The sequence below is a fragment of the Sorangium sp. So ce1153 genome, assembly GCF_051521595.1.
GTDB lineage: Bacteria > Myxococcota_A > Polyangia > Polyangiales > Polyangiaceae > Sorangium.
The window spans coordinates 5915927-5931914 of sequence record NZ_CP150361.1; the positions used below are offsets into that span (position 1 = coordinate 5915927).

The following is a 15988-nucleotide window of genomic DNA, read 5'->3' on the forward strand; positions in this document are numbered from 1 at the left end:
CGCTCTCGTTCCGCTGAAAAGTGAGGGATCGCGTGGAGCGCTCGCGCCGCGGGCACGGCCTGCCGGGCACGGCGGACGAGCAGCCCTCCGGGGAGCGCCGGGCTCATCCAGGGCATCGACCCTCCAAGCATACCACTCAGCCCCCTGCTGTGGTGCCGGTTACGGTCACTACCACACGGCGCACGTGGGGAGAACTACGATGCTCCCAGACGTACAGGGCTTGCCAGGTCCCGAGCGCGAGGCGGCCGCCGGAGACAGGGATCACCTCGCTCGAGCGGGTGACGGCGCTGCGGAGGTGGCCCGGCATGTCGTCGGGGCCCTCGTCGTCGTGCTCGTAGTCGCGGCCCTCGGGGGCGAGGCGCGACATCCAGCGCTCCAGATCGCGGAGGACGGCCGGATCAGCGTTTTCCTGGATGACGAGGCTCGCCGAGGTGTGCTGGAGGAACACGGCGCAGAGGCCGACGTCGACGCCGGCGGCGGCGACGACGCGCGCGACCTCGCGCGTGATGTCCACGAAACCTCGGCCGCTCGTGCGGACCTCGAGCGTGCGCTGGGCGATGGTGGTCACCGCGCCATCTTAGCCGCCTTCGGCGCGGGCGCCCTGCGCGACGTCGACGATCAAGCCCCAGCTCGTCCACTGCTGGAACCAGACGCCGACGCGGGCGGCGAGCGCCGCGCCCGCAGCCTGGTCAGCGCCTGCGGTCTGGTCAGCGCCTGCGGCCTGGTCAGCGCCCGCGGTCCTGCCCATGCCGGCGGCCACCTGCTCGCACGCCGCGACGAGCGGCACGCCCCGCCCGAGCGCCTCGAGGAGCGCGAACGCCTGCGGGTCGAGCTCCTCGCAGCGGATCGTCAGATCGACCGGGCTGCGGAACACGGCGAGGTGGACCGGGCGGGGCGCGGGGAGCGCGGGCGACCTGCCCTGCCTGAGCTCGCGGCGGAGGGCGTGCGCCGGGTAACGGAGCTGCATCAGCGCGAGCAGCGGGTGCAGGAAGATCCGGGCGGTGGACCAGCCGTCCTCGGGCATGCCGGTCACCTTCGCCGGATCGAGCGGCGGGGGTGAAGCGCCGTCGAACAGGTCGACCAGGGCGTGCTCGTACCGCGCGACGTCGCGCGCCAGCTCGCGGAGGGTAGGGGGAAAACCTTCGTATGTATTCACGAAATCGGCGACGTGGCGGCCGAGCTCCCGCAGGGTGAAGCTCGCGGGCGGGTGCGCCGAGAGGTACGTCCGGCAGAACGCGTCGAAGTCTTCCTCGCCGAGGACGTGCGCGAGCCCGGGGTAGTCCTCGCGGAGCGTGTCCCGGTGGCGCAGCCAGAACTGCCGGCGGTAGATGTCGGCCTGCTCGGCGGGCGTGAGCCGCTCGTTCCCCGCGACGTGCTCGCGGCACCGGCCGGCGAGCGCGGCGTCGTCCGGGAGCGGCGCGCCGGCCGTGAACATGCGGGTGAGCTCGCCCATCAGCGCGACCAGCGCCGCCGGGGGCGCTTCAGGCGGCGCGCGCACGCGCGACCTCCTCCCGGATCGCCCGCGCCTTCTCCGCCTCGGCGGCGAGGACCTCGAACGCGGGGATGTCGTCGTCCCACTCGATCAGCGTCGAGACGTCGCCTGTGTGCTCGACCGCGCGCCGGTACAGCGCCCACACGGCGTCGGTCACGTGATCGCTGTGGGTGTCGAGGATGTACCTGCCGTGGTGCGTGTGGCCGGCGAGGTGAAACTGCACGATCCGATGGTGCGGCACCCCGTCGACGTAGGCGCCCGGATCGAAGCCGTGGTTGTACGAGGAGACGTAGACGTTGTTGACGTCGAGCAGGATGCCGCAGTCGGCCTCCTCCGCCACCGCCGAGAGGAACTCCCACTCGCTCATGCGGCTCGCGGTGAAGGTCAGGTAGCTCGACACGTTCTCCAGGGCGAGCCGGACCTCGAGGAAGTCCTGCACCGCGCGCGCCCGCGCCGCGACGTGCCGCACGGCCTCCTCCGTGTACGGCAGCGGGAGCAGGTCGTGCAGGTTGACCCCGTGCGCGCCGGTCCAGCACAGGTGATCGCTCACCCAGGGGGAGCGCACCTTGCCGAGGAGCGCCTTCAGCCGGCGGAGGTAGTCGAAATCGAGCGGATCCGTGCTGCCGATCGAGAGCGAGACGCCGTGCTGGACGACGCGGTAGCTCGCGAGGGCGCGCTCCAGGTTGGCGATCGGCATGCCGCCGTCGACCATGAAGTTCTCGCTGATGATCTCGAACCAGTCGACCCGGGGCCGATGCTCGAAGACGTGGCGGTAGTGCGGGATGCGCAGCCCCACGCCGACGCCGAGATCGGGGAGCCCCAGCCGCATGCGTTCGAGGTTCACCATGGCGCATGGCGAGCCCGCGACGGCCCGGGTCCGCGGGCTCGCCGCGGGCCGGACCGTCGCGCGGCTCAGCGGCTCAGTGGCCGCCGCAGTCCGCCGGCTTGCAGCCGCCCTGGCCCTTGCACTCGTTCTTGCCCGAGCAGTCGTGGCCATTCCCCTTGCAGCCGCCCTTGCCCTTGCACTCGTTCTTGCCGGCGCAGCACTCCTTGGCGCTGGCCTCTGCCGGCGCCTCCGCCGCCGCGGGCTCGCCCGCGGGAGCTGCCGTCTCGGGGTCGGGCGGCGGCGACGAGGCACAGCCCGCGAGGCCCGCCACCATGCCCGACACCGCCGTCAACGCCAACGTCTTGCCCATGTCCATCGTCATCTGAGCCTCCAGGTTCCGCTTCGTTTTCGTCGAGATACCGAGCCCGCCGCGCGCGCCGCCCGCATGGCGCGCCTCGCACGTCCGAGCCCGTCGGGGCCCACCTCGCAGCTCGACCGCGCCGAGCCCCTCGTCTTCGCATCGCGTCGTCGCATCACGTACGGACGGCCGGCTCCCCGGTTTCGCCCCGGATGCGTTGATTCCTGATGCAACTCCCCGTAAGTGAGCGGCGTTGACCTCCACGCCTACGCGAGCCCCCCCTGCGCGCACGGCGTCCGGCGGCGCGTCTTCTACAGCGTGGACGCGACGCCAGCGTGCAGCGTTCCACGTACGACGTATCTCGCTTCACGCTGCGGGCGCAAGACAAAGTGGCCGCGCTGTAGACCACGCGCCGCGGCTGGCCTGGCGAGGCCTCACTCGGCTGTGCCGCGCCGCCCGCGCCGCGCTCGTCGGGGCCGCGGGGCTCGCGCTGGGGGCCTGTGGAGCTGCTCCGCGCGAGGGGAGCGGCGCCTCGGCGGGCGAGGCCTCCGGGCGCGAGCTCCCGGTCACGGCGATCGCCGCGGAGCTCGAGGCGATGAGCGGGCCGGTTCTCGAAGGCCGCGAGGCCACGTTCCGGGACATCCTGGCCGACACTGTCGCGAAGGACGCGTACCTGTGCCTGCCGCCCCCGCGCCGCGTGTTCCACGGGGATGCGCCGGAGGGGGAGCGGCGGATCGCCGGGATGATGCCGCACTACGGCCTCTTCTTCGGTCCGATGAGCTACCTCGTGCGGCGGCGCGGCGGCGCCTGGGAGGTCGAGGTGCGCATCGCGGTCGAGCCGTCGACCGGCGCCGGCGCGGGCTGGCTCGAGCTGCCCGACTGCGGGCTGTCCGCCGCGCTCGGGGGCGCGATCGCGTGCCGCGGGACGCCGTACGCGCGCGCCGGCTCGACGGACGCCTGCCCGGGCTCCGGCGTGTTCACGGCGAGGGCGACGCCGGCGGCGATCCGCGCGCTGCTCGGGCGCTGGTCGGCCGAGGCCGAGGGGTACTGGAACCGCGACGCGCGCGCCTTCGGGCTGCCGGTCCGCTACGACTTCGACTTCGTCCTCGCGGACGAGGCGCGGGGGCGGGGGCTCCGCGTCGACCTCGCGGTGCCGCTCTCGCCGACGTGCGGGAGGACGCCGTACTTCAGCGCGATGCGCGCGGGCTGGTCGCTGCCCGTGCTCGCCCACGAGGTGGGGCACGTGCTCGGGCTCCTCGACGAGTACGAGGCGCTCTCCGGGATCGTCCGCTGCTACCCGAAGACGCCGTTCCCCGGCGCCGAGATCAGCCGGATGGGGCTCTCGATGAAGGAGGAGACGCGGCTCCTGCCGATCCATCATTACCTCGTGCTCCGCCGCTTCTTCTGCCGCGAGCCCGAGTCCATCGACCCCTATGCCGGCGCGATCCGCTGAGCAAGCCGCGCGAAAGCGCTCAGGCGGCCGCGCGCGGCCTCCGGCTCGCCGCCGCGTGGCGGGGGCGGTCGCGGCGGAGTGCGTGGCGGGCGCGGTCGCCGTCGCGGCGGAGCTCGTGTGCGTGGCGCTCGTGTGCGTGGCGCTCGCGGGCTGCCGCTCGGAGCGAGATGGCGGCGCGGCCGATGCGGGCGCCGGCGCGGCCGATGCGACCGACGCCGGCGCCGCCTCCGCGGCTGCGGACGCCGGCCCCGCAGAGGCGGCGCCGCCGCTCGTGGGCGGGCCTGCCGGACCGAGGCCGCCGGCGCCGCCGGTGGAGCCGCGGTGCCCGCCGGAGATGGTGCGGGTCGCGCGCCGCTTCTGCGTGGACCGGTACGAGGCGGTGCTGCTCGACAAGGAGACCGGGCTCGAGATCTCGGCGTTCTACCCGCCGGCGCGGCAGGCGGCCGCGTCCGTCGAGCGCGCGTGGTCGAAGATGCGGCTCCAGCTCGGCGACGAGGAGGCGCGGCGCATGGAGCTGCCGCTCCTGCCTGGCTGGCAGAAGCAGCGCGAGTTCGAGCCGCGCGCCGTGTCGCGCAAGGGCGTGCTGCCGCAGGGCTACACGAGCGGCGCGCAGGCAGAGCTCGCGTGCCGGAACGCCGGCAAGCGGCTCTGCACGCTCGACGAGTGGCGGACGGCGTGCCGCGGCGAGCGCGACGAGCAGTTCCCCTACGGGCCGACCTACGCGGACGGGCAGTGCAACGTGTTCCGCGAGGCGCACCCGGCCGGCGTGCTTCACCGCGACGTGAGCATGGGGCACAGCGACCCGCGGCTCAACCTGGTGCGCGTCGCCGGCGCGCCGCTCTTGCGGCGGACCGGCGAGACAGCGACCTGCGCGAGCGCCTGGGAGGGCGACGCGGTGAGCGACATGGTCGGCAACCTCGACGAGTGGGTGGACGACCCGGAGGGGACCTTCGTCGGGGGGTTCTACGCGCGCGCGACGAGGGAAGGGTGCATGTCGCGCGTGGCCTCGCACGACTTCGCCTACTTCGACTACTCGACCGGCGTCCGCTGCTGCGCGGACCTGCGCGCGGCGCCCTGAGGGCGCGCGTAGGTCCGCGGAGCCTCATGTGTCACTCTCGCCTGGCCAGTCCCTGCCGGACGACCTCCCTGGCGACGAACGGGCTCCATTCCTGGAGCAGCTCCAGCGTCAGCCCCTTGTCGAGGTAAGCGGTGTAGTACATCTCTCGCGCGGCGATGCACTCCTTGTCGTTGAGCTTCAGGCGTTCGATGGTCGCCTGGACACACGCGCGCGCCTCGTCGTGGAGACCTTCCGCCGGGAGCACCTGGAGGAACGACAGCTCCAGGACGAACCAGCCGTCAGGGATCTCCATCGGATCGAGCACGTCGTCGAAGTCGCGCTTGCGCGCGTTCATGAGCGAGCACACGAAGCGGTAGTTGCTCCACTCGTACGCGAGCTCGCGCCGCTTCGACTTGGGCGCGACGTGGTCGACCGACCGCGCTCCTGTGCCCCGCGGAACGAGCACGCACAGGTAGGCGCAGATGCTGCGGTAGCTGTCGCGCAGATCGTCCAGGCACTCCCGCCAGTAGGGGGGCAGGTGCTCCTCGTTCGCGGCCAGGGCGCGCAGGCCGGGCTGCCGGACCAGCGCATCGAAGCGCGCTGGCTCCGGCTGGAGAGGTACGTGGATCACGGCGTGAGCCCGGCCTGCCGCGCCCTGACGAGCCAGCGCACCCAGAAGGGGTCGGTGTCCTTGAGCACGTCGTGCAGCTCCTCGTGGATCCGCTTCGCGTCCTCGATCGGCAGATCCGGCTGCCGCATCGCGGCCATGGCGTCGAGGATCGCCTTCTCCGCCTCGACAGACCGTGCCTGCGCGAGGTCGAACACGTCGGACGTGAGCCACGCCGAGGCATCCCCGCGCGGCTTCCACGCGGGCTTCGACACGGTGACCTCGGTCCCGTAGAGGTCGAACAGGAAGAGCGCGTCGCGTGCCTCGTCGAAGTGTGGCTCGGCGGAGGCGAGGACGAGCGGCGCGTGCGTCGTGATGAGGAGCTGCGTCTCGATGGAGGCCTCGAGCTCGCGGGAGACCCGGAGCAGGGCGGGCAGGATCACGCGCTGCCACTGCGGGTGCAGGTGCGCCTCCACCTCGTCGACGAGCACGACCAGGCTCCGCTCCGGAGCGATGTTCCTGAGCTTCGCGGCCTCCACGTGCTCGCGCCACGTCCAGACGAGGAGGTAGGCGAACGAGAGGATCCGCTTCATCCCGGCGGACACGAGCACCACCGGGACGTTGCCGTAAGGCATGTCGAGGGTGGGGATGTCGCGGACGTCGTGCAGCGAGACCCGGGTCGTGGTCGCCCCCGGCCGGAGGGTCTCCCCAGGGTTCGGCGACAGGACTTCCAGCACGCGCGTCAGCAGCTCGAACGTGTTGCCGCGCTGTAGCTGCCATGTTGCCCAGTCGCGGATCAGGCCGTTGCAGACCGCCGATCCATCCTGGTAGTCCACGAGGAGCCCGTTCCAGATCTCGCTTGGCGTGAAGTGAAACCCCGGCCCCGAACCTGACGGTCTCGTGGTAGGGGGAAGCTTCTGGTACCCCGCGGGTCGAAGCGGATCCCACACGGAGAAGCTACCGTCGACGCGGGCATAGAAGACGAGCCCGGAGGAGCGTCTGGAGGCGCCGCGTGGAACAACGGTACGCCACTGCTGCTCCTCGAAGTCGAACGACGACGAGAGCCGATGCACGGCCTCCCCGTCGCGCGTCTGTCGGATGATCTGCGGCTTGACCGCCGGGCCACGTCGCGGCGCAGCGGGATAGCCTGGCCATGTCCCCGTCAGCGCGAACCAGCCGACGTCCAGCACGAAGGTCTTCCCCAGCCCGTTGTCGCCCGCGAAGAGGTTCAGCCGCGGCGCGAGCTCGAACACCATCGAGGGCGCGGGGCCGGTGTCGTGCAGCTCTAGCCGCTCAAGCATCGCGGCTGCTCCTGGTCGCTCGCGTGTCGTCCGGGCCGTAGCAGGTCATGGTCGCGAGCGGATGGTCGCGGAGGCCGTGCCTGGCCTTCTTGCGGAGGAACTTCATCGGCTGCGCCTTGACCATGACAACGAGTGATCTGCTGGGTCACGCGGCAAAAGGCAAGAAAAGGCGGTTCCGCAGGGCTCCACCCGATCGCGAGGCGACCTCGGGGGGCGGCAACCGCTTGCGGGCGGAGCTCGCGCCCTGGTGAGGGGTCGAGAGGCGAGCGAACCTCGTCGCTGAACGGAGCGTGGCTGCAGGGGGCCGCAGCGGAGCGGAACCGCTGCGAGCGGCCCGAGCGGCCGGCACGAGGCTGGAACGGACCGGCGTTCGCTGCTGCGCCGATCTGCGCGCGGCCCCATGAGGGCGCGCTCCCGGCAGCGCGCGACGGTCTGTTAGCATCGTCCGCTGCGCGGAGGTCAGCACGCGCCCGTGGGACGCCACGAGGAGGAACACCGATGCTCGAAGCCCGATATCACGTCTACGATTCCGCGGTGCTGGACGCCCCCATCGAGGAGGCATGGAGAGAGCTCCGCGATGTCGTCAAGCTCCTGCCGGTCGTCTTCGGTGACGCGGTCAAGGACTACCGTTACGTGGACGGCGGTTCGGCGGAGAAGATCCCGTCGCGCTTCGAGTTCACGTTGCACCCGTCGGGAGAGACGGCGCAGGAGGAGGTGGTCGCACGTTCCGAGACCGAGCACTCCATCACGTACCGGCTGCTCGGGCAGGTGCTGGGCGCCGAGGGGTACATCGCGACGTACCGGCTCCGCCGCATCACGACCGAGCCGGGCAAGACGTTCCTCGAGTGGCCCCGGGAGTTCGGCGTCGCCGCGGGCCACGATCCGGCGGCGGTCGTCCCGTCGATCGCCGCCCTCACCGCGAAGGAGGTCCTCACTATCAAGGAGTACTTCGCGAAGCGCCGCCGCTCCGCGTGACGCGGGGCGGCTCGGGTCGAGCGTGCCGGGTCGAGGTGGTCAGGCGCCGTTCCGCAACGGGTGGCGCCAGAGTCCCGAGGCGGAGCGGAACCGTTGCCAGAGATCTCCGGTCGGGGGCCGCCGGGGGGTCGCGACGGATCGGATCCGTTGGGAGGGGGTGGCGCCGGGGGGTCGCGACGGATCGGATCCGTTGGGAGGGGGTGGCGCCGGGGGGACTGCGACGGATCGGATCCGTTGGGAGGGGGTGGCGCCGGGGGGCTGCGACGGATCGGATCCGTTGGGAGGGGGTGGCGCCAGGGGGGCCGCAACGGTTCGAGTCCGTCGAGAGGGGCGGCGCCAGGGGGGTCGAAACGGTTCGAGCCAGCTGGCGGGGGAACGGAGCGCCGCGGCCGCGCTCAGGTCGTCGGGCGGCCGACGGCGATGAGGCCCTCCGCCTCCTTCGAGCGCCGCCGGTCGCGCCAGAGGAGCGCCGCGGGCAGCACCAGCACCGCGGCGAAGAGGCAGGCGAGCTCGCCGATCACCGCGGCGACGCCGAGGCTGCGCACGGCGTGGTTCTGCGAGCGGACCAGGGCGAGGTAGCCGAGCGTCGTCGTGAGGCTGCAGAGGATCACGGCCCCGCCCGTCTCGCGCACCGCGGTCAGCGCGCCGCCGGCGCCCTCGCGCGCGTACCGCTGGACGATGTTCACGGCGTAGTCGACGCCGATGCCGAACGTGAGCGGCAAGGCGATGAAGTTCAGGAAATTGAGCTTCACATCCATCAGCACGAGCAGCGCAGCCATCCAGGAGACGCCGACGAGCAGCGCGCCGATCACGGCGAACGCCGAGCGGCCGCCGCGGAAGGCGATGAGCACGACGAGGACCGTCGCGGCGAGCGAGAAGAGCACCGCCGGCGGCACGTCGTCGATCACCGCGGCCCACATGTCCGCGTAGATGACCGCGCGCCCGGAGCCGCGCACGACGCTGCCGTCAGGGAGCCGCGTCTCGCGGTAGGCGTCGGCCCAGCGGAACAGGTAGTGCGCGTCGTGCACGCTCTCGGGCGAGATCGGGCTGATGTAGACGATGCGCCCGCGCGTGCCGTCAGTCTCGGTGAACGCGCGCGCCACCCCCGCCGGCAGATCGTCGATCCCGAACGGCGCGAGATCGTCCGGCGGGATGACCGCCTGGATCCGGCGCCAGTCGTCGTCGCCGAGGAGGCCGCGCTTCCTCGCTCGGAGGACGCGCTCCTTGATCTCCTGGAGCACCGGGATCTTCGCCTCCTGGTCCTTCGGGACCAGGTCCTGGAGCGCGTAGATCTCCTTGAACGGCTTCTCGCCCTCGGGGGCCGCGTCGCGCCGCGCGTAGAGCGCCGCGCGGAGCGGGTCGATCTGCTCGGGCCGATCCACGAGGATCGCCATGCCGTCGGTGCCCACGTAGCCGGTGATCTCCTCGGCGAGGTCGGTCAGGCGGATCTGCTCGGCGCGCGCCCGCTCGTCGTTGCGGAGGTTGCGGAGGTCGTACTCCATCGGATCGGCGCGCACGTACGCCACCGTGGCGACGACGCCGACCGCGGCCAGGGCGAGGCCCGCGAGCGTGATCCCGACCGGGCCCTTCGCCGCGAGCCGCGCGAACGGCGCGCCGAATGCGAGGCCGCCCTGGGTGCGCTGCCGGAGCCGGCCGAGGAGGCCCGGCGACCCCTGCTCGAGGGGGATGAGCCGATCCATCACCGCGAGGATGCTCGGCAGCGCGACGAACGTCGCGACCCAGCAGAGCACCATGCCGACGCCGCCGATGAGGCCGAAGTCGCGGAACCCGCGGAACTCGGTGACGAGCAGCGAGCCGTACGCCGCCGACGCGGCGCAGCCGGCCGTGAGCGTCGGCAGCCAGGTCTCGCGGTGCGCGACGCGCACGCCCTCGAGCAGGCTCGCGCCCCCGCGGCGCGCCTCGAGGTAGCGCGCCATGTAGATGATGCCGAAGTTGATCCCGTTGCCGGCGACGATCGAGAAGAGGAACCCGGTCGCCATGTTGAGGTGGCCGATCGCGAGCTGCGTGACCCCGAACGTCCAGGCGACGCCGACGCCGATCGTGATCAGCATGGCGATGAGCGTGCGCACGCGCAGGTAATAGAGGAACACCACCGCGGCGATGAGCACGGCGCCCGCCACGCCGACGTCGGTCAGGTCCGCGTTGATCGCCGCGTACTCGGCGATCCCGGTCTGCAGATCGCCGGAGAGGCCGTAGGTGATCCCGGGGTCGAACGAGGCGGGGCGCACGCGCTCGACCACCTCGCGCACGCGCCGGATCGCCTCGCTGCCGGCGGCGAAGTCGCTCCCGAGCACCTTCGAGCGGATGGCGACGACGACGGTCTTGCCGTCCTTCGACTGGTAGTAGCCGTCGGGGTAGCGCCCGGTGTCGACGCCGTTCAGGCCGAGGCTCTGCTCGATCGAGCGGGCGTTCACCTCGGGCGGCGGCTCGTCCTCGTCGAGCAGCGCGCCGGTCGCCTTGTTGACCTCGTAGGCGTAGCGCGCCTCGATGTCGTCCCGCAGCTTCGTCAGCTTCTCGCGATCGACGTAGAGCCCCGCGCGCGGCGAGAGGTAGCGGTAGGCCTCGTGCACGCCGTCCTCGACGCTGCCGACCCACGGCGGCCCGAGCCGCTCGATCTCCGGGACGAGCGCGTCGGCGGCCCGCTGGAGCGCGGCCGTGGGCGTGCCCTCGCCGCCCTGCAGCACGACGAAGAGCGTGGAGACGCCGGCCGTCCTGGCCGCGACCCTGTCGAGCTCCTGCACGCTCGGCCGCGACGCCGGCAAGAGCGACTCGAACCCGGTCAGCACCGTGAGCCGCGTCGCCAGGAAGATCGCGATGACGGTGAGGAGCCCGGTCAGGAGCAGCGGCAGCGCCGGCCGGTTCACCTGGAGCTCGGCGAGGCGCGCCGCGAGCCCGCCGCGCCGCGAGGAGGGCGGCGCGGCGCGCGGAGAGGGATCCTGAGAGGAAGACGTGGACGGGCGAGGCGCCGTGGGCTGCGGAGAGGGCATGGGGAGGTCGTAAATCCGGGGCTGAATGGAGCGGGGAAGCGCGGGGTGGACCGCGTTCTAGGGAACGGGTTCCCCGCGGAACAGCGGTCGCGTGCGGCGCGGCGCCGACGTGGGCGCGCGCGGCCGAGGGCCAGGCGGTCGCGGAGGAGCGCGGGGCAGCGATAGCAAGAAACCGGGGGCGCAGCGACCGGTCGGCGCCGCGGGGGCCCGCGCGAGCAGCGACCCGGCGCGAGCGGCGGCCGGGCGCGCGGTGAGGGGCGCGAGCGCGGCGGCGGGCGCGAGATCTCGCGGAGCAGCAGGTGATAGTGTCATTCCATGTCGCTATCGCATCCGAAGGCCGTTCTCTGGGATCTGGACGGGACGCTGGTCGACTCCAGCGAGCTCCACTTCATCGCCTGGCGCGAGGCGCTCGCGGCCGAGGGGCGCTCCTACGATCACGCCGACCATGATGCGGTGTTCGGGATGCGCAACGACGATCTGCTCCGCCGCCTGATCGGTCCCGAGATCCCGCAAGCCGAGATCGCCCGCATCGCGGGCGCGAAGGAGCGGCACTACCGGAAGCTCGTGGCTGAATCGGGGATCGAGCCGCTGCCGGGGGTGCGCGCGTGGCTGGGCGCGCTCCCCCGGAGCGGGTTCCGGATGGCGATCGCCTCCTCGGCGCCGCGCGAGAACCTCGACGCGATCCTCGCGGCGACCGGGCTCACGGGCGTGTTCGACGCGGTGATCAGCAGCGAGGAAGTGCCCTACGGCAAGCCGCACCCGGCGGTCTTCCTCCGGGCGGCCGAGAGCGTCGGCGTCCCGCCGGACCGGAGCGTCGTCGTCGAGGACGCCCCCGCGGGCGTCCTCGCGGGCAAGCGCGGCGGCATGAAGGTGATCGGCGTGGGGCCGCGCCACGCGGAGCTCGGCGCCGACCTCTCGGTGGAGCGGCTGGATCAGCTCTCCGAGGGCGCGTTCGAGCGCCTGCTGTCGCCTGGGTAGAGACGATCGCCCGCGTGGCGCCGTCCGCGCGCCTCCGCGCCCAGCGGCCGCGCGCGAGCGCTGCGGCGACGTCCGATTTCACATCGTCGTGACTATCGTTCTTGCCCAGCTCAAACAACGTTGAGGGGCGCCGGGCGCGATCCGTGATGGAGGAGATGGCGGACGCAAGCCGTGCTGCCTCTGCACCCGGGAAAGCCACGCTGGACATGTCGCCACGCTGGACATGTCGACCGAGAGCAGACGCCTCCGTGGTCCGTGGACTCCATGGCGTGCATGCGAGCACGCTCGGCGAGGTGGACCTGCCTTGACACTGCGCTCCATCGAACGATAATTAACCGTTTCGGAAACATCAAACTCAGCTGCGGGGCCTGCCCCGAGTTGGCGTTCGTCGCGGCGGCCGGCGTCGTTTCGCTGCTCGTGGCGGCGGAGCCGAGCGGCCATCGCTTAGAGTGCCTCCCTGGGCGTGCGTTATCGAAGTGCGAACCGAGCGCTCGGCGCTGAATAGGAGGATAAAGATGAAGATCGCGTTGGGCATGCTCCCCGAGCTCGGCCACCTCGTTCCGACGCTATCGCTGGCAAAGAACTTGCGCGCCGCGGGGCACGAGGTCGTCTACCTCGGGGTCCCGGACTTCGAAGGGTGGATCCTCGAGCGCGGGTTCGGGTTCGTTCCCGTCTTCGAGACCGTCTTTCCTCGCGGGACCCTGACGGAGAACCGGGCCGAGACCCCCGAGGTATTGGCTGCGCGGTTCGCCGCTTATGGCGAGTACCTGATGAGAGGAGCGCTCGAGTCACGCCTGCGAGAGGTGAGCCCCGACCTCATCCTCGCCGACACGCTCAACGATTTTCTCACGGTGAGCGCCTGGTCGCTCGGTATCCGGTGCCTGCGGCTCTCGACGTCGTTGCCTCAAGGCTGGGCGCCCGGCGTACCTCCCCTGTCGAGCCCGCTCCCCTACGACGCCTCGCCCGAGGGGCTCGCGCGGTCGGAGGGGGCCTGGGAAGCCCTGCTCGGGTCGCGCACGGACCAGGGCAGCTATCATTCGATCAAGCTTGCCGTCCTGGTCCACCGCTACGGGTATCCGCTCGATCGGATCGATCGTCGCGGATCGTTCGAGGCGGAGCTGCCCGAGTTCCCCGAGATCGTGCTCGGGCCCTCGCGGCTCGATTTCCCGCGACCTCCGTCCGACCGGCGCATCCACGCCGAATCGCTCTGGCTCGATCGTCCGGAGGTCCGGTTCCCCTGGGAGCTACTCGACGGGCGACCGCTCGTTTACGTCGGTGGAGGCAGCCAGGCTCATCGCCGCCGAGAGACCCTCGCGCTCGGCGGGCTCGCAGCGGAGGTGGCGGCCGCGATGCCGGATCACCAGTTCGTGGCGGCCATGCCGGAGGGCGGCCCCGGGGAGACGGCGCGACCGCCCAATCTGATCGAGGTCCGGTTCGCGCCTCAGCTCGCGCTCATCGAGCGGAGCTGCGCCGTCATCGGGCACGGTGGGCTCAGCTCGCTCAAGGAGTGCTTTTACCACGGCAAGCCGGTCGTCGTGATCCCTGGTCGTTTCGATCAACCAGGCAACGCGGCGCGGGTCCGCCATCATGGTCTCGGTGCGGTGTTCGAAGACAGCTCGGTCACGGTCGCGGAGGTGGTGGAGGCGCTCCGCAGGCTGTCCTCCGACGCCGCCGTCCGAGCGAATGTCGCGTCCGTGCGAGAAGAGCTCGTCGCGCTGGAGCGAGAGCAACCCGGCCTGCGATGGATCGAGGCTTACCTCGCGTCGGGAGCACGATGATCCGCGATCGCGTTCGAGACCTCTGATCCGAGGGGTTGGCGGGCGAAACTAGCTGCCCTGCGGGACGGCGCCGGCATCCGCGGCCCCGGCGCGGGGAGGCGTCGCGGCGCCGCCTGCGCCTCCGTCGCGGGGCGCGCCAGCGCCCGCATCGCGGGGCGCGCCGGCGTCGACCGGCGCGGCGGACGCACCGGCGGCGCCCGCGTCAGCGACGCCGGCGTCGGCGGCTGCTGCCGGCTCGGCGGCGGACGCGTCGGGCTGCGGCTGGTCGGGCACCGCAGGGAGCGCCGGGGGCGGCTCGGCCGCAGGGAGCTCGCTCTCCCAGCACTCCGACTTCGGGGGCGCCGCGAAGTGGACCGTGCGCGAGGCGGCGTCGCCCTTCCGGGTGACGAGCTTGTCCGTCTTGTACACCGTCGCGCTGCCGCACGCGTACTCGGCCGTGTCCTTCGTGTCGCGGGCCAGCGTGCGCGCCCGGGGCGCGCGCTGGTTCTCGCACTGCGCCCACTCGAGCTCGTACTCGGCGTCCTCGTCGGCGAGCAGGACGCGGCTCGCCGGATCGTCCTGCGATCGGCGGCCGGTGAGCGTCGTCCGGGTGATCGGCTTCTTGCCGTCGAGCACCGTCAAGGTGACCGGAAAGCGGAGGCTCCCGCGCATGGGCGCGTGCGTCGCGCCGATCTCGAAGTCGGGGCAGACCGGCTCGCCCTCGATCGGGGAAGGCGTCAGCGGGCCGCCGCACGCGGCGCTGGAGAGGAGGAGGAGGGCGAAGGCTCGGGCTCCGGGGCGGAGGTTCACGCCGGGATTAGTCGTTACCCCGGGTCCCCGCGTCAAGCGATCTTGGTCTTGCCCAGCTTCAGCACGCGATCGAAGTGCTCCTTCGAGACGGGCACGACGCTGAGGCGCGACTTCTTCAAAAGCGCGATCTCGGCCAGCGCCTCGTCGCCGCGGATCGTGTCGAGCGTCACCTGCACCTTGAGCGGCGCGACCGGCGCGATGTCGACGACGCTCCAGTCCTCCTCCGCATCGGCGGTCGGGTCCGGGTACGCTTCGCGCTTGACGCGCGCCACGCCCGCGACCGCCAGGCCCTCGTTCGAGTGATAGAAGAGCACGAGGTCGCCCTCCTTCATGGCCCGCATGTTGTTGCGGGCCTCGAAGTTCCGGACGCCGTCCCACATCGTCTGGCCGTCGCGCACGAGCTGCGCGAACGAATATTTCTGAGGCTCGCTCTTCATCAGCCAGTAACGGCGAGACATGCACGATCTCCCGGGAAGGCATGAGGGCGGCGCCGGTCGGGCCGTCGCGCTCCCATCCTCGACGGACAGCCCGTCGATTTGACCGGCTACCCTAGCACCGCCCGTTCAATCGGTGATCACGATCTTGGCGCCGTCCGGGGTTCGCCGCGCGACCTCGTCAATCTCGTCGTCGTCGAGCGCGATGCAGCCGAGCGTCCAGTCGGTGTCCTTGTGCGAGCCGGCGTGCACCGCGCCGCCGCCGCCTCCCACGCCGTGGATGCCGATGCCGTGCCCGACGCCGCGACCCGGCGGGACCTCGCCGCGACGCCTGAGCTCGGCGAAGCGGCGCCGGTCCTCCTCGTTCGGGTAGCTGACGACCAGGAACTGATGAAACAGACCCTTGATGCGGCCGGCGACGCGGTACGTGCCGACCGGCGTCCGCCTGTCGCCCTCGTACAGCTTGGGTCCCGATCCGCCCGGTCCGAGGGCGACCCGATAGGAGCGGACGATCGTGCCGTCCGCGACGAGATCGAGGGTGTGCTCGCTCTTGTCGATCCGGATCTCGGTGACCCGCGCCGAGGCGGCAGCGGCCGCGGCGGGCGTGGCCACGGCAGCGATGGGAGGAGCATGTGGCACGACGGCGGCAGCGGCCGAGGCGCCGGGCACGATGGCGGCCGCGGCTGCGGCGCCGGGCACGAGGGCGGCAGCGACCGCGGTGGTGGCGCCGGGCGTGAGCGCGACGGGCCGCGGCAGCGCCGGCGCCGCGCCGGAGACGCGGCCCGGGCCGGCGGTCATGGAGGGGGCGGTGAGGGCGAGGGAGGCGGCGAGCGACGCCGCGGCGAGAGCAGCAGGGAGCCTGAGGACCATGCCCGAGCGTCGGCGCAGCGCCACGGAGTGTGACGCGCGAGCGGGGTCTGCCTTATTCTCGA

15 protein-coding genes are annotated in these 15988 nt (G+C 72.1%); 5 read left to right on the forward strand and 10 right to left on the reverse strand.

The window, feature by feature from the left end; genetic code table 11:
* Positions 1–136 precede the first annotated feature (136 nt).
* The 4 genes from WME85_RS21025 to WME85_RS21040 form a co-directional block, all read right to left on the reverse strand.
* Positions 137–568: a secondary thiamine-phosphate synthase enzyme YjbQ gene (locus tag WME85_RS21025; protein WP_437840484.1), complete on the reverse strand. Its 432-nt coding sequence runs from the start codon at positions 566–568 to the stop codon at positions 137–139.
* Positions 569–577: 9 nt separating this feature from the next.
* Entirely contained in the window at positions 578–1498 is a 921-nt protein-coding gene (locus WME85_RS21030; RefSeq protein ID WP_437840485.1) for an HvfC/BufC family peptide modification chaperone, read from the reverse strand.
* Entirely contained in the window at positions 1482–2339 is an 858-nt protein-coding gene (gene bufB, locus WME85_RS21035; protein WP_437840486.1) for an MNIO family bufferin maturase, read from the reverse strand. The genes WME85_RS21030 and bufB overlap by 17 nt, the downstream gene beginning before the upstream one ends.
* Before the next feature lie 73 nt (positions 2340–2412).
* Complete coding sequence (locus tag WME85_RS21040; RefSeq protein ID WP_436618314.1) at positions 2413–2688, reverse strand: hypothetical protein; 276 nt, start codon at positions 2686–2688, stop codon at positions 2413–2415.
* Positions 2689–3271: 583 nt separating this feature from the next.
* Here WME85_RS21040 and WME85_RS21045 point away from each other — a divergent pair.
* Both WME85_RS21045 and WME85_RS21050 read left to right on the forward strand, forming a co-directional pair.
* Positions 3272–4129, forward strand: a complete 858-nt coding sequence (locus WME85_RS21045; protein ID WP_437840487.1) for a hypothetical protein — start codon at positions 3272–3274, stop codon at positions 4127–4129.
* A 55-nt stretch (positions 4130–4184) separates the two neighbouring features.
* Entirely contained in the window at positions 4185–5207 is a 1023-nt protein-coding gene (locus tag WME85_RS21050; RefSeq protein ID WP_437840488.1) for a hypothetical protein, read from the forward strand.
* 31 nt (positions 5208–5238) lie between these two features.
* On the opposite strand, the gene WME85_RS21055 is transcribed toward WME85_RS21050, so the two are convergent.
* Positions 5239–5817 (reverse strand): hypothetical protein, encoded by a 579-nt coding sequence (locus WME85_RS21055; protein ID WP_437840489.1) that lies wholly within the window; start codon positions 5815–5817, stop codon positions 5239–5241.
* A complete protein-coding gene (locus WME85_RS21060; RefSeq protein ID WP_437840490.1) occupies positions 5814–7094 on the reverse strand; it encodes an AAA family ATPase in 1281 nt (426 codons plus the stop codon). Before WME85_RS21060 ends, WME85_RS21055 begins: the two co-directional genes overlap by 4 nt.
* Before the next feature lie 498 nt (positions 7095–7592).
* Here WME85_RS21060 and WME85_RS21065 point away from each other — a divergent pair, with 498 nt between their 5' ends.
* Positions 7593–8069: an SRPBCC family protein gene (locus WME85_RS21065; RefSeq protein WP_437840491.1), complete on the forward strand. Its 477-nt coding sequence runs from the start codon at positions 7593–7595 to the stop codon at positions 8067–8069.
* 395 nt (positions 8070–8464) lie between these two features.
* On the opposite strand, the gene WME85_RS21070 is transcribed toward WME85_RS21065, so the two are convergent.
* Positions 8465–11077, reverse strand: coding sequence for an efflux RND transporter permease subunit (locus WME85_RS21070; RefSeq protein ID WP_437840492.1), 2613 nt, complete (start codon positions 11075–11077; stop codon positions 8465–8467).
* A gap of 315 nt (positions 11078–11392) precedes the next feature.
* Here WME85_RS21070 and WME85_RS21075 point away from each other — a divergent pair, with 315 nt between their 5' ends.
* Entirely contained in the window at positions 11393–12055 is a 663-nt protein-coding gene (locus tag WME85_RS21075) for an HAD family hydrolase (RefSeq protein ID WP_437311220.1), read from the forward strand.
* Positions 12056–12570: 515 nt separating this feature from the next.
* Entirely contained in the window at positions 12571–13833 is a 1263-nt protein-coding gene (locus WME85_RS21080) for a glycosyltransferase (protein ID WP_437840493.1), read from the forward strand.
* 48 nt (positions 13834–13881) lie between these two features.
* On the opposite strand, the gene WME85_RS21085 is transcribed toward WME85_RS21080, so the two are convergent.
* From WME85_RS21085 to WME85_RS21095, 3 genes are all read right to left on the reverse strand, one after another.
* Entirely contained in the window at positions 13882–14622 is a 741-nt protein-coding gene (locus tag WME85_RS21085; RefSeq protein WP_437840494.1) for a hypothetical protein, read from the reverse strand.
* Between the two features lie 32 nt (positions 14623–14654).
* Positions 14655–15059, reverse strand: a complete 405-nt coding sequence (locus WME85_RS21090) for an EVE domain-containing protein (protein WP_437840495.1) — start codon at positions 15057–15059, stop codon at positions 14655–14657.
* 126 nt (positions 15060–15185) lie between these two features.
* The gene (locus WME85_RS21095; protein ID WP_437840496.1) at positions 15186–15926 is read right to left on the reverse strand and encodes a L,D-transpeptidase family protein; all 741 of its coding nucleotides are present in this window, start codon (positions 15924–15926) and stop codon (positions 15186–15188) included.
* Between the last annotated feature and the right edge of the window lie 62 nt (positions 15927–15988).